16 protein-coding genes are annotated in these 20,691 nt (G+C 55.9%); 12 read left to right on the forward strand and 4 right to left on the reverse strand.

The annotated features are described in order from the left end of the window. The first annotated feature begins 3 nt into the window (after positions 1-3). From ACRC1E_RS13630 to htpG, 5 genes are all read left to right on the forward strand, one after another. Positions 4-903: a bifunctional riboflavin kinase/FAD synthetase gene (locus tag ACRC1E_RS13630; protein WP_438515647.1), complete on the forward strand. Its 900-nt coding sequence runs from the start codon at positions 4-6 to the stop codon at positions 901-903. Further along, positions 900-3,680 (forward strand): isoleucine--tRNA ligase, encoded by a 2,781-nt coding sequence (gene ileS / locus ACRC1E_RS13635; RefSeq protein WP_438515632.1) that lies wholly within the window; start codon positions 900-902, stop codon positions 3,678-3,680. The genes ACRC1E_RS13630 and ileS overlap by 4 nt, the downstream gene beginning before the upstream one ends. Next, positions 3,673-4,185, forward strand: a complete 513-nt coding sequence (gene lspA / locus ACRC1E_RS13640; protein ID WP_438515633.1) for a signal peptidase II — start codon at positions 3,673-3,675, stop codon at positions 4,183-4,185. Before ileS ends, lspA begins: the two co-directional genes overlap by 8 nt. Before the next feature lie 47 nt (positions 4,186-4,232). After that, the gene (gene ispH, locus ACRC1E_RS13645) at positions 4,233-5,162 is read left to right on the forward strand and encodes a 4-hydroxy-3-methylbut-2-enyl diphosphate reductase (protein WP_438515634.1); all 930 of its coding nucleotides are present in this window, start codon (positions 4,233-4,235) and stop codon (positions 5,160-5,162) included. A gap of 117 nt (positions 5,163-5,279) precedes the next feature. Next, positions 5,280-7,181, forward strand: a complete 1,902-nt coding sequence (gene htpG / locus ACRC1E_RS13650) for a molecular chaperone HtpG (RefSeq protein ID WP_438515635.1) — start codon at positions 5,280-5,282, stop codon at positions 7,179-7,181. A gap of 51 nt (positions 7,182-7,232) precedes the next feature. On the opposite strand, the gene aceK is transcribed toward htpG, so the two are convergent. Both aceK and ACRC1E_RS13660 read right to left on the reverse strand, forming a co-directional pair. Then, on the reverse strand, positions 7,233-8,993 hold the full coding sequence (gene aceK / locus ACRC1E_RS13655; RefSeq protein WP_438515636.1) for a bifunctional isocitrate dehydrogenase kinase/phosphatase: 1,761 nt from the start codon (positions 8,991-8,993) through the stop codon (positions 7,233-7,235). A 41-nt stretch (positions 8,994-9,034) separates the two neighbouring features. Further along, positions 9,035-9,688, reverse strand: coding sequence for a pseudouridine synthase (locus ACRC1E_RS13660; protein ID WP_438515637.1), 654 nt, complete (start codon positions 9,686-9,688; stop codon positions 9,035-9,037). Positions 9,689-9,925: 237 nt separating this feature from the next. On the opposite strand from ACRC1E_RS13660, the gene icd reads away from it, so the two are divergent. Continuing rightward, positions 9,926-11,173: an NADP-dependent isocitrate dehydrogenase gene (icd, locus tag ACRC1E_RS13665; protein ID WP_438515638.1), complete on the forward strand. Its 1,248-nt coding sequence runs from the start codon at positions 9,926-9,928 to the stop codon at positions 11,171-11,173. A gap of 148 nt (positions 11,174-11,321) precedes the next feature. Here icd and ACRC1E_RS13670 read toward each other — a convergent pair whose 3' ends face one another. Continuing rightward, positions 11,322-11,525 carry a cold-shock protein gene (locus ACRC1E_RS13670; RefSeq protein ID WP_438515639.1) on the reverse strand — a complete coding sequence of 68 codons (204 nt, stop codon included), beginning with the start codon at positions 11,523-11,525 and terminating at the stop codon, positions 11,322-11,324. A gap of 226 nt (positions 11,526-11,751) precedes the next feature. Between ACRC1E_RS13670 and clpS the strand changes: the two genes are divergently transcribed. Continuing rightward, positions 11,752-12,060: an ATP-dependent Clp protease adapter ClpS gene (gene clpS, locus ACRC1E_RS13675; protein WP_438515640.1), complete on the forward strand. Its 309-nt coding sequence runs from the start codon at positions 11,752-11,754 to the stop codon at positions 12,058-12,060. Further along, entirely contained in the window at positions 12,060-14,336 is a 2,277-nt protein-coding gene (gene clpA, locus ACRC1E_RS13680) for an ATP-dependent Clp protease ATP-binding subunit ClpA (protein WP_438515641.1), read from the forward strand. Before clpS ends, clpA begins: the two co-directional genes overlap by 1 nt. A 130-nt stretch (positions 14,337-14,466) precedes the next feature. Here the strand turns inward: clpA and aceA are convergent, their stop codons facing one another. Beyond that, a complete protein-coding gene (gene aceA / locus ACRC1E_RS13685; protein ID WP_438515642.1) occupies positions 14,467-15,765 on the reverse strand; it encodes an isocitrate lyase in 1,299 nt (432 codons plus the stop codon). Positions 15,766-16,184: 419 nt separating this feature from the next. Here aceA and grpE point away from each other — a divergent pair, with 419 nt between their 5' ends. The 4 genes from grpE to ACRC1E_RS13705 all read left to right on the forward strand — a co-directional run. Then, a complete protein-coding gene (grpE, locus tag ACRC1E_RS13690; RefSeq protein WP_438515643.1) occupies positions 16,185-16,736 on the forward strand; it encodes a nucleotide exchange factor GrpE in 552 nt (183 codons plus the stop codon). A gap of 115 nt (positions 16,737-16,851) precedes the next feature. After that, positions 16,852-18,774: a molecular chaperone DnaK gene (dnaK, locus tag ACRC1E_RS13695; protein WP_438515644.1), complete on the forward strand. Its 1,923-nt coding sequence runs from the start codon at positions 16,852-16,854 to the stop codon at positions 18,772-18,774. 120 nt (positions 18,775-18,894) lie between these two features. Further along, complete coding sequence (dnaJ, locus tag ACRC1E_RS13700; RefSeq protein WP_438515645.1) at positions 18,895-20,022, forward strand: molecular chaperone DnaJ; 1,128 nt, start codon at positions 18,895-18,897, stop codon at positions 20,020-20,022. A gap of 301 nt (positions 20,023-20,323) precedes the next feature. After that, the coding region (locus ACRC1E_RS13705; protein WP_438515646.1) for an alanine:cation symporter family protein at positions 20,324-20,691 on the forward strand (368 nt) is incomplete at its 3' end.

Here is a 20,691-nt window from a genome sequence, read left to right on the forward strand (position 1 = left end):
AGCCTGCCCGGGTGTGCACTGACCATAGGCAATTTCGATGGTGTCCATTTGGGGCACCGGAATATGTTGACCCGCTTGCGTACCGAAGCAGACCGGCGCGCCCTGCCTGTGGCAGTGCTGACCTTCGAGCCGCATCCGCGTGAGTTTTTCAGTCGCGAGACGCCGCCGGCGCGCTTGTCTACCTTGCGCGATAAGCTGGCCGAGCTGGAAGCGTCAAAGCTGGTTGATATCGTATTTGTTTATCGTTTTAATCATGCGTTTGCCCGCATGAGCGCCCAAGATTTTATTGACGATGTCTTGGTTGGCGCCCTGAATACCCGTTATTTGCTGATCGGCGATGATTTCCAGTTCGGCGCCAAGCGCAGCGGTGATTTTTCCCTGCTGCGCAGCTGCCCGCATTTTGTCACCGAGGCCATGCCCTCGGTGCTGGTCAAGGGTGAGCGCGCATCAAGTACGCTGGTGCGTGAACGCTTGGCCGCCGGAAAGCTGGATGCTGCCGAACATTTGCTGGGGCGAGCCTATCAATTGTCCGGCCGGGTGATGCATGGCCGCAAGCTGGGACGTACTTTGGGTTTTCCCACCGCCAATATTCATTTCCCGCATCGCAAGCCGGCGCTGGAAGGGGTTTTTGTGGTGGAAGCCCAGACGCAGGCCGGCGTCTGGGGCGGTGTGGCCAGCCTGGGTAAAAACCCGACCGTCAGCCAGAGTCAAGACTATAAGCTGGAAGTGCATCTGTTTGATTTCGCTGGCGATTTGTATGGCCAGCGCATGACGGTGCGCTTCCTGAAAAAATTGCGTGATGAAGCGCGCTATGATGATTTGGACGAGTTGGTAGCACAGATAGAACATGATGCTAGCAGCGCACGAAGCTATTTGAACAATTTGCAGCGAGAACAGGCATGAGCATCGATTACCGCAATACCGTCAACCTGCTGGATACGCCATTCCCGATGCGGGGCAATCTGGCCAAGCGTGAGCCCGCCTGGGTTAAGCGCTGGCAGGAAGAAAAGCGCTACGAAAAACTGCGCAAGATCTGCGCCGGGCGCCCTAAATTCGTCCTGCATGACGGCCCGCCATACGCCAACGGCGACATCCATATCGGTCATGCGGTGAACAAGGTGCTCAAGGATATTATCGTGCGTTCGCGCACCTTGTCCGGCTTTGATGCGCCTTATGTCCCGGGTTGGGATTGTCATGGTCTGCCCATTGAGCTGATGGTGGAAAAACTGCACGGCAAGGAGATTCCTGCGGCCAAGTTCCGTGAACTATGCCGTGAATACGCCAAGGAACAGATCGCGCGCCAGAAAAAAGACTTCATCCGTCTGGGGGTACTGGGTGACTGGGATAATCCTTATCTGACGATGGACTTCAAGACCGAAGCCGACATCGTGCGCACCTTGGGCAAGATCAACGACAACGGCTTCCTGTTCAAGGGCGAGAAGCCGGTGCACTGGTGTATCGAGTGCGGCTCGGCACTGGCCGAGGCGGAAGTCGAGTATGAAGACAAGGCCTCGCCGGCTATTGATGTGGCTTTTCCGGTGGCGGATGCGGCACATCTGGCCGAGGTGTTCGGTATTGCCGACGCATCCAATGCCTATGCCGTGATCTGGACCACTACGCCATGGACGCTGCCGGCCAACCAGGCTGTTTCCGTCAGCCCGACGCTGAGCTACCAGCTGTTTGACACGGTCAAAGGCAAACTGATTCTGGCCAAGGATCTGGCCGAGACTGCACTTGAGCGTTACGGCTGTGCCGGCGCCAAACTGCTGGCCGAAGTGAGTGGCGAGAAGCTGGATATGCTGCAGCTGCACCACCCGTTCTACGCGCGTCAGGTGCCGATGATTCTGGGTGATCACGTGACCACCGATGCCGGTACCGGTCTGGTGCATACCGCGCCGGCCCACGGTCTGGAAGACTTTCAGGTGGGTCGTGCCTATGGCCTGCCGGTAGAAAACCCGGTGATGGATAATGGCCGCTATACGTCGGCCACCGAAGTGTTTGCCGGTATGAGCGTATGGGAAGCCAACCCTGCCGTTGTTGCCTTGCTGGAAGAGAAGGGCGTGTTGCTGGCCAATATCAAGCTGGTGCATAGCTACCCGCATTGCTGGCGCCACAAGACGCCGATTATCTTCCGCGCCACAGCGCAGTGGTTTATCGGCATGGAAAAACCGGGCAAGGAGGGCGAAACCTTGCGTTACCGTGCCCGCCGTGCGGTGGAAAGTACGGAGTTTTTCCCGGCTTGGGGGCGTGCGCGTCTGGAGTCCATGGTCACCAATCGGCCTGACTGGTGTGTCTCGCGTCAGCGTAGCTGGGGCGTGCCGATGACGTTCTTTGTGCACAAGGAAAGCGGTGAGATGCATCCGCGCTCCGGCGCCTTGCTGGAGGAGGTCGCGCTACGCATCGAGCAGCAAGGCGTAGAAGCCTGGTTCAGCCTGGATGCCAAGGAATTGCTGGGTGACGAGGCCGAGCACTACAAGAAATTGTCCGACACGCTGGATGTCTGGTTCGACTCCGGTTCGACTCACTTTGCCGTGCTCAAGCAGCGGCCCGAGCTTGCGTGGCCGGCCGATCTGTATCTGGAAGGTTCAGACCAGCACCGTGGCTGGTTCCAGAGCTCTTTGCTGACCGGTTGCGGCACCATAGGCCGTGCACCTTACAAGCAGCTTTTGACTCACGGCTTTGTGGTGGATGGCAAGGGCCTGAAGATGTCCAAGTCCAAGGGCAATGTGGTCGCCCCGCAAAAGGTCAACGACAGCCTGGGTGCCGACATCCTGCGCTTATGGGTGGCATCGACCGATTACTCGGGCGAACTGGCTATTTCCGACGAGATTCTCAAGCGGGTGACCGAAAGCTATCGCCGCTTGCGCAACACGCTGCGCTTCCTGTTGGCCAACCTGTCTGACTTTGATCCGCTGCAGGATGCCGTGCCATTTAGCCGCCTGCTGGAGCTGGATCAGTATGCAATCCTGATGGCCAAAGAGGTACAGGACAAGGTGGCGGGTGACCAGTACAGCCGCTATGCCTTCCACCAGGCGATGCAGGAAATTGTGGGCTACTGTTCCGAGGACATGGGCGCGTTCTATCTGGATGTGATCAAGGATCGCCTGTACACCATGCAGGCCGACAGCGCCGGTCGCCGCAGTGCGCAAACCGCGCTGTATCACATCACCCGCAGCCTGCTGCTGCTGTTGCAGCCGGTATTGTGCTTTACCTCCGATGAAGCATGGCAGGTGCTGACCGGCAGCGAGGAAGAGTCGGCGCTATTCCACACCTGGCATGAATTCCCGCAGCTGGAAGCCGGTGCGGCTGAAACCTTGATGGCCAAATGGGCCCGTATCCGCGAGCTGCGCGCCCAGGTGAACAAGGATGTGGAAACGCTGCGTGGCGAGGACAAGCTGGGTTCGTCCTTGCAGGCCGAGCTCGATATTATTGCCGACGAAACGCTGTTCCCGTTGTTGTCCAGTCTGGGAGACGATCTCAAGTTTGTATTCATCGTATCGCGTGTGCGTCTGAGTGCCGGTAACGAGACCGAAGTGCGGGTGTCTGCGGCAGATCACGCCAAGTGCGACCGTTGCTGGCATTATCGTAGCGACGTGGGTACCCATGCCGGTCACGGCCATGTGTGCGGGCGTTGCGTGGACAACATCGATGGCAAGGGTGAGGTACGCCTTTATGCCTGATGTCGCCGGCGAGTCTGCGGTGAAAACCGGGCGTAGCTGTGCCGGCTGGTTTGTGCTGGCGGCTGCGATCGTGGTACTGGATCAGGTCTCCAAAACCTGGTTCAACACCGAGTTCCGCTTCGGTGAAGTGAGGGAGGTGATTCCCGACTTCTTCAACTTCACCCTATTGTATAACCCGGGCGCTGCATTCAGCTTTCTGGCCGACGCCGGTGGCTGGCAGAAGTACTTCTTTGGTCTGCTGGCGTTTGCCGTATCCGGCTGGCTGGGCTGGAATATCATCAAGCGGCGTTTTACGCCGCTGATGAATCTGGCTGCATCCTTTATCATGGGCGGTGCGATCGGTAATGTGATTGACCGCATGCTGCATGGCCATGTGATCGACTTCATCCAGTTGCACTACTACCACAGCTGGTATTACCCGGCATTCAATCTGGCCGACTCTTTTATCTGCGTCGGTGCGGTGTTGATGGTGATAGACAGCTTCAGGGCGCAGCCCTCGCGTTGAGCGTTAACCGGCCGGCTTTGCCGGCCATTTTCTTGCAGGAGAACAGGATGACGAAGACCATCATGCTGGCCAATCCGCGCGGTTTTTGTGCCGGGGTGGACAGGGCTATCGCCATCGTCGAGCGGGCGCTGGAAATATACGGGGCACCCATCTATGTCCGTCACGAGGTGGTGCACAACCGCTTTGTCGTGGAAGGATTACGCGAAAAAGGGGCCATTTTTATCGAAGAGTTGGCCGATGTCCCGGCCGGTGCCACGCTGATCTACTCGGCGCACGGTGTACCGCTATCGGTGCGGGCCGAGGCTGAGGCCAAGGGCCTGAATGTATTTGATGCGACTTGCCCGCTAGTGACCAAGGTGCATATCGAGGTCAAGCGCATGCGCGAAGCTGGTATGGACATCGTGATGATAGGCCACAAGGGCCACCCCGAAGTCGAGGGCACCATGGGGCAGGCCGATGGCGGCATGTATCTGGTCGAGAGCGTAGACGATGTTGAGCGCTTGCAGCTCAGCCAGCCTGGTGCGCTGTCTTATGTCAGCCAGACCACCTTGTCGGTAGACGAGACCCGCGACATTATCGCCGCGCTCAAATTGCGTTTTCCGGCGATTGTCAGCCCGAAAAAAGACGACATCTGCTACGCGACGCAAAATCGCCAGGATGCAGTCAAGGCCATGACCGAGCAGTGCGATTTGATTATTGTGGTGGGCTCGCCAGCCAGTTCAAACTCCAACCGTCTGCGTGAAGTTGCGGCCTTGCGTGGGGTCGAAGCCTATATGGTCGACAATGCCAGCGAGCTTGATGTTGGCTGGTTTGCCGGTAAACAGCGCGTCGGCGTCACTGCCGGTGCTTCCGCTCCCGAGGTGCTGGTGGCCGCCGTGGTCGCGGCGATCCGTCTTCAGGGCCTGGATGTGGTTGAAGAGTTGCCGGGGGTAGAGGAAAAAGTCAGTTTTCCGCTGCCGGCGGCATTACGCGCCTGAGCCTGATTATTTCGCCAGAAGCCGCCTACATGGCGGCTTTGTCGTATGCGGGGGATTGAAATGTATCCGTGCCGGCCCTACCTGTAGAGCATTGTTGACCAACTGTCCGAGACAAGCATGAGTGCACAGAAAGAAACCCTGGGTTTTCAGACCGAAGTCAAACAGCTATTGCAGCTGATGATCCATTCCCTGTACTCCAATAAGGAAATCTTCCTGCGCGAGCTGGTGTCCAACGCGTCCGATGCGTCCGACAAGCTGCGCTTCGAGGCGATTGCCCATCCCGAGCTGCTCGAATCCGATCCCGAGCTCAAGATCCGTATCGCGTTCGACAAGGACGCACGTACGCTGACCATCACCGATAACGGTATCGGTATGAGTCGTGCCGAGGTGATCGAGCATATCGGCACCATCGCCAAATCGGGCACCAAGGCTTTCTTTGAGCAGTTGACCGGTGACGAGAAAAAAGACGCCAGCCTGATCGGCCAGTTCGGCGTGGGCTTTTACTCGGCCTTTATCGTTGCCGACAGGGTGACGCTGACTACCCGTCGCGCAGCAGCACCCGAGAGTGAAGGCGTGCGCTGGGAGTCGGAAGGGCATGGCGAGTACACGCTGGAAAACGTGGACAAGACATCGCGCGGCACCGAAATCGTGCTGCACCTGAAGGACGGCATGGACGAGTTCCTGAACGACTGGCGTTTGCGCCAGATCGTGCGCACCTACTCCGACCATATTTCGCTGCCGATCGAGATGCAAAAATCGGCAAGCGTCGACGAGGACGGCAAGGAAGTCGTCAGCGAAGAATTTGAAGCGGTGAATCAGGCTTCGGCCTTGTGGAGCCGCAGCAAGAGTGAAATCAGCGACGAGCAGTACCGCGAATTCTACAAGCACGTTGCCCACGACTTTAGCGATCCGCTGGCATGGAGCCATGCCCGTGTCGAAGGACGCCAGGAATACACCGAGCTATTGTACATTCCGGCACGCGCGCCGTTTGACTTGTACGACCGTGAGCGCAAGCAGGGCGTCAAACTATACGTGCGCCGCGTCTTCATCATGGAAGACGCACAAAAACTGATGCCGCATTATCTGCGCTTTGTACGCGGGGTGATCGACTCGGCCGACCTGTCGCTGAACGTGTCACGCGAGATCCTGCAGGAAAGCAAAGACATCGACGCGATTCGTGCCGGTTGCGTGAAGAAGGTGCTGGGGCTGCTGGATGATCTGGCCGCTAACGACGCCGACAAATACAAGACCTTCTGGACCGAGTTCGGCCAGGTGCTGAAAGAGGGCGTGGGCGAAGACTTCGCCAATAAGGCGCGCATCGCCAAGTTGCTGCGCTTTGTCTCCACTCACGAAGGCAGTACCGAACCTAGCGTTTCGCTGGCCGACTATATCGGCCGGATGAAGGAAGGTCAGGACAAGGTTTATTACATCACCGCCGACAGCTACGCTGCGGCCGCCAACAGCCCGCACCTTGAAGTGTTCCGTAAAAAGGGCGTGGAAGTGCTGCTCCTGATCGACCGCGTCGATGAGTGGGTAACGGCCAGCCTGACCGAGTTTGACGGCAAGGCGCTGGTCTCTGTCGCCAAGGGCGAACTGGATCTGGGCTCGCTGGAAGACGAAGCCGACAAGGCGGCACAAAAAGAAGCCGAAGAAAGCGCGCGTCCCTTGATCGAGCGGGTCAAGTCGCTACTGGGCGAGCAGGTAGAGGATGTGCGTGCGACACTGCGCCTCACCGATAGTCCTGCCTGTCTGGTGGTCGGCGCGAACGAGATGAGCGCCCACCTTGAGCGTATTCTCAAGCAGGCGGGGCAGGACGTGCCCGTTTCGCGGCCGGTACTGGAGGTTAACCCCGAGCACATGCTGGTCAAGCGCCTCGCGGTTGAAAGCGATGATGCGCGTGCCGCTGATTTGGCTCATGTATTGTTCGATCAGGCGCTCTTGGCCGAAGGCGGCAAGCTGGAAGATCCTGCCAGCTTCGTCAAGCGTATTAACCGCCTGATGCTGGAGTTGTCGGTGTAAGCCATCCGCCGGCTTAATGAAATGCCGCCCATGATGGGCGGCATTTTTTGTTTATGGATAGCGTGAAGGATAGCGTTTGATAAAGCGCAGCTCGGCCGGGTAGGGGTAAAAGTCTTCGATATAGCCTGCGCGTATCCGTTCCTGACGCTGCTGCCAGAAAGTAATGCCCAGCAGGTCTTTATGCTGCTTCAGGAATATCTGGCGTATATCCGGATCACCCAGCAGGAAGGTGCCGAATTCCTCGGGGAAAACATCATTGCGTTTGACCGGATACCATACTTCGCCCGACATCTCCATTTCCGGATTGGGGGCGGGGGGGATGAGCCGGAAGTTGCAGTCTGTCATGTACTCGATTTCGTCGTAATCATAAAAAATGACACGTCCGTCGCGCGTAACACCGAAGTTTTTGAACAGCATGTCGCCAGGGAAAATGTTGGCCATGGCCAGTTCCTTGATCGCATTGCCATATTCGCCAATGATGCGTTCTTTTTCTTGCAGCGGGCAGTTCATCAGGTACAGATTAAGCGGCTTCATCCTGCGTTCGATATAGAGATGCTTGATGATCAGGCTATCCGCATCTTCTTCTATCAGCGAGGGGGCTAATGCCCTGAGCTCATCCAGCAGTTCGGCACTGAAGCGTGCCTTGGGGAAGGCGACATTGGAAAACTCCAGTGTATCTGCCATGCGTCCTACCCGGTCGTGACGTTTAACCAGCAGGTATTTGCGCTTGACTGTGGCGCGGTCTACTTCTTTGGAGCTGCCGAACACATCCTTGATTAGCTTGAACACATAGGGGAAGGAAGGCAGGCTGAAAACCAGCATCACCAAGCCTCGTATCCCCGGTGCGATATCGAACTGGTCATTCGAGTGGCTCAGATGCTGCATGAAGTCGCGGTAAAAAATATTCTTGCCCTGTTTTTGCAGACCCAGCATGGTGTAAAGCTCGGCCTTGGTCTTGGAGGGCAGGATGGAGCGCAAGAACTGGACGTAGCCGGAGGGGACCTCCATATCGACCAGAAAGTGGGCACGACTAAATGAGAACAGGATGCTGATGCGCCAAGGCTCGAACAGCACGGTATCCAGATATAGCCGGCCATTGGCATCGTGTAGTACCGGAATGGCAAAAGGGTAGGCTTGCCCGCCATTGATGACCTTGCCGAAGATATAGGCGGTTTTGTTGCGGTAGAAGGCCGAATGCAAGACTTGAATCTGGAAGCTGGCTTCGGCTGCGGGCCATTGCCCGCTTAAGTGCTCGTGGGCAAGGCGCATGACATGGCCCAGATCACGGGCCAGGCTGGCAAACGGGCGTTGCCAGCCATAGTCGAGGATGATCTGGCGCATGGTGTGGCGTAGCCCGCCATTTTTTGGGTAATAGCTGCGCCAGGTTGGCGGGTCGGACTCGATGTATTCGGTCGAAACTGCCGGCCGCACAAAGATGAAATCGTTGCTGAAGTATTCGCGGTGCAGGATGCGGCAAAATACCGAATTGAAAAAGGTTTCGGCCAATTCCGGCTGCTTGTGATTGGTCAGCAGGCCAATGTAGTACAGCTTGGCCTGCTGCCAGATTTCGTCGTCCAGCAATTCGGCATGCAACTCGCATTGCAGGCGAGTGACGGTTTCCTGCACCCTTTCGTCGTAAAACTGGATACGGTCACGGATGGCTTGCTGTATGCCTTGCCAGTTACCCGCCTCAAACAGGGATTTGGCTTCATGGCTGCTGGCACGAAACAGCCGGTAATGCTTGTCGAAGCCTTGAACCAGCGCTTCGGCGATTTCACGTGCTACCGGGTTGTAGTATTCGGGTATCTGCATGGCCGCGCCTTGTAGGGTTAAAGGCGGGCAAAACCGTATGGTCAGCTTTTCTTGCGTAGCAAGAAGGGCTTGCGTGGTGTGGCATGCTTGCCCTGACCCGGCTTACCAACCGTTGAAATGCCTTTAGCATGCTGCACCTGCGGAAAATCTTCAAGGCGGATTTCTATTTTTTTCCATTCACCCGGCGCCAGTCCTTCCAGGCTCCATGGCCCAATGGCTGCGCGTACCAGACGCAGGGTGGGCAGACCGACCTTGGCTGTCATGCGGCGTACCTGCCGGTTTTTCCCTTCACTGATAATGATTTCCAGCCAACCGTCCGGTACCGTTTTGCGAAAGCGTACCGGCGGTACTCGCGGCCATAGCTCGGGGGGGGCAATGCGGCGTACCTGTGCCGGTCGGGTGGTGAAGTCCCCCAGATCAACCCCTAGACGCAGCGCCTCCAGTTGTTCTTCGCGAACGGTTCCTTCAACCTGTACCCAATAGGTCTTGGGTAGCTTCCAGCGCGGGTCGGCGATGCGCTGCTGTAATTGGCCGTCACCGGTGAGTAGCAATAGACCTTCGCTGTCGGTATCCAGCCTGCCGGCAGGATAAATGCCGGTCAGCGGCATGCAGCTTTTCAGCGTCGGGTGCTTTTCGTGCTCGGAAAACTGGCAAATAACGCCATAAGGTTTATTTAGCAGTACAAGTTCAGTCATTTGGTCTAGCTGTCATCGATGAATTTCAGGATAATAACAAGGATGGGAGGGCGCGTGATAAGAAAGCCTAGACAAGGGCAAAGCCCCTCTCTGGATATGCGGTGTTCCGGTTAGCCACCGGCGCCTATGCATGCTGTCGGCTTATATCGGGTTTGTGCCATTTTCCCATGCACGCCTCTATTTAAGACCGGCGGCCCCCCGTATCGATAATTGCAATCAACCCATGATGGAGTAGGCATGAGCGCTCAATCCCTGATCAAGGTTCCCGCCGCTGGCCAGAAGATCATTCCGGGGCAAGCCGTCCCGAACAACCCTATCATTCCCTTCATCGAAGGCGATGGTATCGGTGTAGATATTACGCCTGTGATGATTAAGGTCATCGATGCTGCGGTTGAGAAAGCCTACCGCGGTGAGAAAAAAATCCATTGGATGGAAGTGTACGCAGGGGAAAAATCGACCCGCTTGTACGGTCCGGATGAATGGTTCCCGGCAGAAACCTTTGCGGCACTGAAAGAATTTTCAGTATCGATCAAGGGCCCGATGACGACACCGGTGGGTGGGGGTATCCGCTCGCTCAATGTCGCCTTGCGTCAGGAACTGGATCTGTATCAGTGCGTGCGCCCGGTGCAGTATTTCAAGGGTGTGCCTAGCCCGTTGAAAAACCCCGAGCTGACCAATATGGTTATCTTCCGCGAGAACACCGAAGATATTTATGCCGGTATCGAGTGGCAGTCGGGCTCCGAAGGCGTGAAGAAGGTGATTGATTTCCTGCGCAATGAAATGGGCGTCAACAAGATCCGCTTCCCGGAAACATCCGGTATCGGCATCAAGCCTATTTCGGTCGAGGGTACCCAGCGTCTGGTGCGTGCCGCGCTCAAGTATGTAGTTGAAAACGACCGCAAGTCGCTGACTATTGTGCACAAGGGCAACATCATGAAGTTCACGGAAGGCCTGTTCCGTGACGCCGCTTATGAAGTTGCTATCAAAGAATTTGGTGCCGAGCCTATCGATGGCGGCCCATGGTGCAAGTTCAACAACCCCAAGACCGGCCGCGAAGTAATCGTCAAGGATGCTATTGCCGATGCTTTCCTGCAGCAAATCCTGTTGCGTCCTGCCGAATACGACACCATTGTGACGACCAACCTTAATGGCGACTACATCTCGGATGCGCTGGCCGCTCAGGTAGGTGGTATCGGGATTGCGCCGGGTGCCAATATTTCCGACCAGTATGCCGTGTTTGAAGCGACGCATGGCACGGCACCTAAGTATGCCGGTCTGGATAAGGTAAACCCGGGTTCGCTGATCCTGTCTGCCGAAATGATGCTGCGCCATATGGGCTGGATTGCGGCCGCCGATCTGGTTATTAAGTCGATGGAAGCTGCGATTGCCGATAAGCAAGTAACGTATGATTTTGCCCGCCTGATGGACGGTGCGAATGAAGTCAGTTGCTCCGGCTTTGGCGATGCCATGATTGCCCGCATGTAAACCATGCTGCGCTCGGATGAAGTGGCTCGCGGTTGCGGGCCATTTTTTCGGCTACCATAGAGGTATAACAAAAAAACCCGCCTTCACATGGAAGACGGGTTTTTTCATCCGGCAGTCCGGCGTAGCGCCAGACCGCCTGCAAACCGGATTAAGCGGCTTGGATGTTCGAAGCCTGCTTGCCCTTTTGGCCCTGAACGATGTCAAAGCTTACGCGCTGAGTTTCTTTTAGGGTTTTGAAGCCTTGCATATTGATCGCGGAAAAGTGAGCGAACAGATCTTCGCCGCCTTCGTCCGGAGTAATGAAGCCGAAGCCCTTCGAATCATTGAACCATTTAACGGTGCCAAGTGCCATTATACTTCCTTAACGTGCGGTAACAGGCTGGTGAGGCCAGACAACAAAAGCGAACGTTTGCAACGGCTTCATTCCGAGTGCAAATCATAAGCCAAGCACCAGTTGCTATTTCTACCCAATAATGCGTATGGCGTCAAGAAAATTTGAATAAATGCATTAGGGCTTGCAAAAATGTGATGTGTAACCACAATTGATAGGAAAGACGCACAATTTGCCGGAAGCCAACATGTCTACGCAGTATCAGGATGACGTCCTCTTAGAAACGTCCCGGGCACGCGCCCTTCCTCCACCTTTATTTAAAGTCATGTTGTTGAATGATGATTTCACTCCGATGGATTTTGTTATCGAAGTGCTGGAGCAGCTCTTCAGAATGGACAGAGAGCAGGCAACACGGGTTATGCTGCAGGTGCATCAGGCAGGCCGTGGTGTTTGTGGGGTATATAGCAAGGATATTGCTGCGACCAAGGTCGAGCAGGTGTTGCAATTTGCACGAACGCACCAGCATCCGCTGCAGTGTGTGATGGAGGAAAACTGATGATCGCCCAGGAACTTGAAGTCAGCTTGCATATGGCATTCATGGATGCAAGGCAGAAGCGGCACGAATTCATCAGTGTCGAGCATCTGTTGCTTGCGATGATAGACAATCCGTCTGCTGCCGAAGTGCTGCGTGCTTGTGGTGCCAACCTAGAGCAGCTGAAAAAACAGCTTGCCGACTTTGTCGACGAGCATACGCCGGCAGTGCCCGGGGATAAGGAAGTGGAAACCCAGCCGACGCTGGGCTTCCAGCGCGTGATTCAGCGGGCAATCTTGCATGTGCAGTCTTCCGGCAAGAAAGAAGTGACCGGTGCCAATATTCTGGTCGCCATTTTTGGCGAAAAAGATTCGCACGCGGTTTATTACCTGCACCAGCAAGGTATTTCACGGCTGGATGTGGTCAATTACATTTCCCACGGTATTACCAAGCAGCGTTCCCAGCCGAATGCAGAACCGCGCGACAATAGCCCGGAAAGCGAAGGCGAGGATGTTGTCAGCGGGCCGGGAGGGGCGCTGGAAAGCTATACCCAGAACCTGAATCAGTTGGCGCGCGAGGGCAAGATAGACCCTTTGATCGGGCGCGAGCTTGAACTGGAGCGCACCATCCAGATCCTGTGCCGCCGGCGCAAGAATAACCCCTTGCTGGTGGGTGAGGCCGGTGTGGGCAAGACTGCGATTGCCGAAGGTTTGGCGCGTTGCATCGTGAATAATGAAATTCCCGATGTATTGGCCCAGGCCACGGTGTATGCCTTGGATATGGGGTCGCTACTGGCGGGGACCAAATACCGGGGGGATTTCGAGCAGCGCCTGAAGGCGGTGATTAAACAACTGGTCGAAGACCCGCATGCGATTCTATTTATCGACGAGATTCATACCCTGATTGGTGCCGGTGCGGCTTCGGGCGGGACGCTGGATGCATCCAACCTGCTGAAGCCGGTACTCTCCAATGGCAGTTTGCGTTGTATCGGTGCCACCACATACAACGAGTATCGCGGCATCTTTGAGAAGGATAATGCCTTGTCTAGGCGTTTCCAGAAGATTGATGTCAGCGAGCCTACCGTGGCGCAGACAATCGCGATTCTCAAGGGGCTGAAGAGCCGTTTCGAGGCGCACCACGGCGTCAGGTATACCCAGGCTGCGCTGGTTACCGCCGCCGAGCTGTCGGCGCGCTATATCAACGACCGCCATTTGCCGGACAAGGCTATCGACGTGATTGACGAGGCCGGGGCTGCACAGAAGATCTTGCCTAAATCACGCCAGAAAAAAGTCATTAATAAGGGCGAGATCGAAGAGGTCGTTGCTAAAATTGCGCGGATTCCGCCCAAGACCGTATCGTCGGATGACCGTAATGTATTGCGCAATATCGAGCGCGACCTGAAAAATGTAGTGTATGGCCAGAGCAAGGCGATCGAGAGCTTGGCTACGGCGATCAAGATGAGCCGCTCCGGCCTTGGCAATCCGCAAAAGCCGATTGGTTCTTTCCTTTTTTCCGGGCCGACCGGTGTGGGCAAGACCGAAGTTGCCCGTCAACTGGCTTTTGTACTGGGGGTGGAGCTGATCCGCTTCGATATGTCCGAGTATATGGAGCGGCATGCCGTATCGCGCCTGATCGGTGCGCCTCCGGGCTATGTCGGTTATGAGCAGGGTGGGCAGCTGACCGAAGCCGTCAATAAGCATCCGTATGCGGTGTTGTTGCTGGATGAAATCGAGAAGGCGCATCCGGACATTTTCAATGTGCTATTGCAGGTGATGGATCACGGTACGCTGACCGACAACAACGGGCGCAAGGCAGATTTTCGCAATGTGATCATTATCCTGACGACCAATGCCGGTGCCGAGTCGCTCTCCAAGCCTACGCTGGGCTTTACCGGCAGCAAGGCTGCAGGGGACGAGATGGCGGATATCAAGCGCCTGTTCAGCCCCGAGTTCCGCAACCGGCTGGATGCCATCGTGCCGTTTGCGCGTCTGGATGAAAGCATTATTTTGCAGGTGGTCGACAAGTTCCTGGTGCAGCTGGAGCAGCAGCTGGCGGAGAAGAAAGTCGATATCCACTTTACCGATGCCTTGCGCAAGCATCTGGCCAAGCATGGTTTCGACCCGCAAATGGGTGCCCGGCCAATGGCGCGCCTGATTCAGGACTGTATCCGCAAGGCGCTGGCGGACGAACTGCTGTTTGGGCGCCTGGCCGGTGGTGGCGAGGTGACCGTGGATGTGGACGATGGAGATAAAGTGGTGCTGCAGTTTGCAAAGGACGTTGCACACGCCGAACCTGCCTGATCCTCTATTGTCTGTCTGGAAGCCCGCAAGCGATTGCGGGCTTTTTCATTTTCGCTGCCTGGCAAGTAAAAACCCCCGCCGTAAAACGGTCGGGGGCTGGTGTATCACCTGAATCAGGCTGACACGTTTCTTAGTGGAACTGTTCTTCTTCGGTCGAGCCGGTCAGCGCCGTCACCGAGGACGCGCCGCCCTGAATGATGGTGGTGACATCGTCGAAGTAACCGGTACCCACTTCCTGCTGGTGCGATACGAAGGAGTAGCCGCGGTCGCGTGCTGCGAATTCTGGCTCCTGTACCTTCTCGACATAAGCCGACATGCCGCGCGCAACATAGTCTTGCGCCAGATCGAACATGTTGTACCACATGCTGTGGATGCCAGCCAGGGTGATGAACTGATACTTGTAGCCCATGGCGCCCAGTTCGCGCTGGAATTTGGCGATGGTGGCATCGTCCAGATTTTTCTTCCAGTTGAATGACGGCGAGCAGTTGTAAGCCAGCATTTTGCCTGGGTGCTTGGCATGGACGGCTTCAGCGAATTTGCGGGCGTATTCCAGATCCGGGGTGCCGGTTTCGCACCAGACGAGGTCGGCGTATTCCGCGTAGGCAACAGCACGGCTGATGGCTTGTTCCAGACCTTTTTTGGTCTTGTAGAAGCCTTCTGCAGTACGCTCGCCGGTCAGGAATGGCTTGTCGTTTTCGTCGTAGTCGCTGGTCAACAGGTCTGCAGCTTCTGCATCGGTACGCGCAATCACCAGTGTAGGCACGCCGTACACGTCGGCAGCCATACGGGCCGCGATCAGTTTTTGTACTGCTTCTTTGGTTGGCACCAAAACCTTGCCGCCCATGTGGCCGCACTTCTTCACCGAAGCGAGCTGGTCTTCAAAGTGAACGCCACCGGCGCCGGCGCGGATCATGGCCTTCATCAGTTCGTAAGCGTTCAGTACGCCGCCAAAACCAGCTTCGGCATCGGCCACGATAGGTGCGTAGTAATCGATGAAACCGGCATCACCCTGCTCGATACCGCGGGAGTGCTGGATTTCATCGGCGCGGGTAAAGGCATTGTTGATGCGCTCAACGACCTTGGGTACCGAGTCAACCGGATACAGGGACTGGTCCGGATACATGGCCGAGTATTCGTTGTTGTCGGCAGCAACCTGCCAGCCGGACAGGTAGATGGCCTTGATGCCGGCCTTGACCTGCTGCATGGCTTGGCCGCCGGTCAGGGCGCCCAGACAGTTGACATAAGGCTCGTTATTGACCAGACCCCACAGCTTTTCGGCGCCACGGCGGGCCAGTGTGTATTCGTTTTGTACGGAGCCGCGCAGGCGTTCAACATCGGCAGCGGTATAGCCGCGCTTGATGCCTTTCCAGCGTGGATTGGTATCCCAGTCGTGCTGGATAGCGGCAATGCGTTGTTCGCGAGTAGTCATGTGTTGGTCCTTAGTCTCGATGCAGTTCTATCTAGCCGGCAATACGCCGGCCATCCCTTGTTTTTTCTATCCGGGCTTGTTGCCGGCGGGCGGTCTGCGTTTTATATACGCAACGTTTTTCGCGGCTTTGATTTTTCTCCGCGTTACGGAGAGTATCGAATTGCCAGCGGCCTCTGTGACATGATTAAAACATAAAAAAATGTTTTGTGTGCGGCGCAGCAAAGAAAAAAATCTTTATTTTCAATTGCTAACATGGCTATGTACGCAAGGCGTGGAACTGATGTTTGAATTAATCACTTCCGAACAATGACATTTGCGAATGCGCATTTTTAGCAGGGGCTTGAATTACGGGTTACAGCCCCTCACTTGCAACGGGACGAGTAATTGATAAGCGTAGCCAGTTCGAGGAGCACTTTAAGATGCAGGAAAATCTGAACACCCCAAATACAGAGCACCAGAATGAAGTTCAACTGGAGGCCGTAGCAGAAGAGTTGTCTTTGCCGGACCTGTCTGACGAGGCGGTCGCCCGTATCAATGATCTGGAAGTTGAAGTCGCCACGCTGAAAGACCAGTATTTGCGCTCGCTGGCCGATCTGGAAAATCTGCGCCGCCGCTCACAAGAAGATGTTGCTGCGGCTCACAAGTACGCCATCAACAAATTCCTGCAGGAAATGCTGCCGGTCAAAGACAGCCTGGAGATGGCGGTACAGGATCAGAGCGGGCAGTTTGAAAATATCAAGTTCGGTGTCGATTTGACACTCAAGCAACTGGTTGCCGCATTCGAAAAATCGCAGATCAGTGAAATCAATCCGCTGGGGCAGAAGCTGGATCCGCATCAGCATGCGGCCATGAGTCTGGAAGAGTCGGATGCGGAAGCCGGTACCGTGATCCGTGTGCTGCAAAAAGGCTATATGGTCGCCGAGCGCGTATTGCGCCCTGCCATGGTGGTGGTGGCGAAGGAAAAATCATAATCCTTGTTTTCAGCCACTTGAAAAACGATGGATAGCCAATACCTTGAAATGCATGACTGGATGCAAAATGCAATCCTGAAGTCGTGCTAAAGAACACATAAAAGGACAAAGAATCATGGGAAAAATTATCGGTATTGACCTGGGTACCACCAACTCCTGCGTCGCAGTGATTGAAGGTGGTGTGCCTAAGGTTATTGAAAATGCAGAGGGTACCCGTACTACACCTTCCATCATCGCCTATGTGGAAGATGGTGAAATTCTGGTCGGTGCACCGGCCAAGCGTCAGGCTGTGACCAATCCCAAGAACACGCTGTACGCGATCAAGCGTCTGATCGGACACCGCTTCGAAGACAAGGAAGTACAAAAAGACATCGAACTGATGCCTTTTGACATCATGAAAGCCAAGAATGGCGACGCATGGGTCAAAGTGCGTGATCAGGAACTGGCACCGCCACAGATTTCGGCCGAAGTACTGCGCAAAATGAAAAAGGCTGCCGAAGACTATCTGGGCGAAGAAGTGACCGAAGCGGTCATTACCGTGCCGGCTTACTTTAACGATAGCCAGCGTCAGGCGACCAAAGATGCAGGCCGTATCGCCGGTCTGGAAGTCAAGCGCATCATCAACGAGCCGACCGCTGCCGCGCTGGCTTTCGGTCTGGCCAAGCTGGAAGGCGATCGCAAGATTGCCGTGTATGACCTGGGTGGCGGTACCTTTGACGTGTCCATCATCGAAATCGCCGATGTGGATGGCGAACACCAGTTTGAAGTGCTGTCGACCAACGGCGACACCTTCCTCGGTGGTGAAGACTTCGACCAGCGCGTGATCGATTACATCGTGACCGAGTTCAAGAAAGAACAGGGCATCGATCTCAAGCAGGATGTGATGGCATTGCAGCGCCTGAAAGAGGCCGCTGAAAAGGCCAAGATCGAGCTGTCGACCACCCAGCAGACCGATGTAAACCTGCCATACATCACCATGGATGCCACCGGTCCCAAGCATCTGGCGATGAAAATCACCCGTGCCAAGTTCGAGTCGCTGGTGGAAGATCTGGTTGACCGCACGATAGAGCCATGCCGTGTTGCCCTGAAAGATGCAGGCCTGTCGATTGGCGATATCGACGACGTGATTCTGGTCGGTGGCCAGACCCGTATGCCTAAGGTGCAGGACAAGGTTAAAGAATTCTTCGGCAAGGAAGCGCGCAAGGATGTGAATCCGGACGAAGCCGTGGCTGTGGGCGCTGCGCTGCAAGGTTCGGTACTGTCCGGCGAGCGCAAGGACGTCTTGCTCCTGGACGTGACCCCGCTGTCGCTGGGTATCGAAACCATGGGCGGCATCATGACCAAGCTGATCCAGAAGAACACCACCATTCCGACCAAGGCACAGCAAGTATTCTCTACCGCTGACGACAACCAGACTGCCGTGACTATCCATGTGCTGCAGGGCGAACGCGAAAAGGCGTCCGCCAACAAGTCGCTGGGCCAGTTCAACCTGTCCGATATCCCGCCGGCACCACGCGGCCTGCCGCAGATCGAAGTGATGTTCAATATCGACGCCAACGGTATTCTGCACGTTTCGGCCAAAGATAAGGGCACCGGCAAGGAGTCCACCATCACCATCCAGGCTTCGTCCGGTCTGTCCGAAGACGAAATCAACCGTATGGTGCAGGATGCGGAAGCCAATGCCGAAGAAGACAAGAAGCTGCACGAGCTGGTTCAGGCACGCAACCACGCCGACACCATGGTTCACAGCGTGAAGAAGTCGCTGGCCGATTACGGCGACAAAGTGTCCGCTGAAGAGAAGGCTGCCATCGAGTCTGCCTTGAAGGATGCCGAAGAGGCGCTCAAGGGCGACGACAAGGCCGAGATCGAAGCCAAGACCGAGGCGCTGATGACCGCGTCGCACAAGCTGGCGGAAATGATGTATGCGCAAAACCAGGGCGATGCCCAAGGTGCCGCGCAGCCTGAAGCCGCAGGCAAAAAAGATGAGGGCGATGTTGTTGACGCCGAATTCGAAGAAGTGAAAGACAAAAAGCAGTAAACCCCCGCTCTTGAGTGCGAAGGCACAGCGACCGGCAGTCTAGCGATGCCGGTAGTTGTGCCTTCCTCGTACCTGCAGATGAATTCGGCTGTGCTAAGCCACCAGATGGTGTGAACAAGAATGTCCAAACGTGATTTGTACGATGTACTGGGTGTCAATCGTGATGCGTCCGACGACGAAATAAAGAAGGCCTATCGTAAGCTGGCGATGAAGTATCACCCGGACCGTAATCCGGACAGCAAGGAAGCAGAAGACAAGTTCAAAGAAGGCAAGGAAGCCTACGAGATCCTTTCCGACAGCCAGAAGCGCAGTGCCTACGACCAGTTCGGTCATGCGGGTGTCGACCAGCAGTCCGGTGGTGGCGGTGCAGGGGGCTTTGGTGGCGGCTTCGGCGATTTCGGCGATATCTTTAGCGATATCTTTGGTGGCGGTCGCGGCGGCAATGGCGGCGGGCGTTCCAATGTCTACCGTGGTGCCGACCTGCGCTACAACATGGAAATCACGCTGGAAGAGGCTGCACGCGGTTGCGAGAAGAAGATCCGCATCCCTAGCCACGAAAACTGTGATACCTGCCATGGCTCCGGTGCCAAGCCGGGTACCCAGCCCAAGACCTGTTCTACCTGTGGCGGTCATGGCCAGGTACGCATGAGTCAGGGTTTCTTCTCCATCCAGCAGACTTGCCCGACTTGCCACGGCAGCGGCAAGGAAATCACCGACAAGTGTCCAAAGTGTCATGGCGCAGGCCAGATCAAGACGCACAAGACCTTGAATGTGAAAATTCCGGCCGGGGTGGACGAGGGTGATCGCATCCGTTTGTCGGGAGAAGGCGAGTCCGGCCAGAATGGCGGCCCGTCGGGCGACTTGTATGTCGTGACCCATATCAAGGAACACACGGTGTTCCAGCGTGATGGCTCGGATCTGCACTGCGAGATGCCGATCTCTTTTGCGACGGCGGCTTTGGGGGGCGAGATCGAGATTCCGACGCTGGACGGTATGGCCAAGGTCAAGATTGCCGCAGAAACCCAGTCCGGCAAGGTTTATCGCTTGCGCGGCAAGGGGATCAAGGCGGTGCGCGGCAGCGAGGTGGGCGATCTGATGTGCCACGTCGTGGTGGAGACACCGGTCAAACTGACCGAGCACCAGAAAACACTGTTGCGCGAATTCGATACCATCAGTCAGGGCGATGTCGCCATGCATAGCCCGCGCACCAAGTCCTTTATGGACAAGCTGAAGGATTTCTTCGGTTAAGCCGGTATTTTTAGCGCTTATATAGAAACGGCAGCCTGATGGCTGCCGTTTTTTGTGCCTGGCGATATCGCGCTAAGGGGTGTCGCTGCAGCATTTTTATAGTCGTGATGATGATGGGCGTGAAATTTCTTTTGCATAGTATGCGCAAATGACGCTATCTTCTGTCCTGTCTCGGCGTGCATATTGACGACTTTATCCATTCGCCAATATGTGCCCGGCAAAGCGATCCCTGCCGGCAGGCGTGGCCAAGAGTCACTACCCCAGGCAAGGGCAACAGGAACAAAAGAGAGATGATGCTGATATGAATGAATTCGTCAATGCCGCCAATGGCATTATCTGGAGTCCGGCGCTGATTTATCTGTGCCTGGGGGTAGGGCTGTACTTTTCTATACGTGGACGCTTTTTACAGGTACGCCACTTCAGGGAAATGATACGTCTGATGTTTGACGGCAAGAGCTCGGATGCCGGCGTGTCTTCGTTTCAGGCACTGGCGATGACGCTGGCCGGACGCGTGGGTACCGGCAACATCGCCGGCGTGGCGACTGCCATTACCTTTGGTGGCCCGGGTGCCGTGTTCTGGATGTGGATGGTGGCCTTTCTGGGTGCCAGCTCCGCCTTTGTCGAGTCGACACTGGGCCAGATCTATAAGGAAAAAATCGACGGCCAGTA

Source organism: Craterilacuibacter sp. (assembly GCF_051659485.1).
Classification (GTDB): domain Bacteria; phylum Pseudomonadota; class Gammaproteobacteria; order Burkholderiales; family Chromobacteriaceae; genus Craterilacuibacter.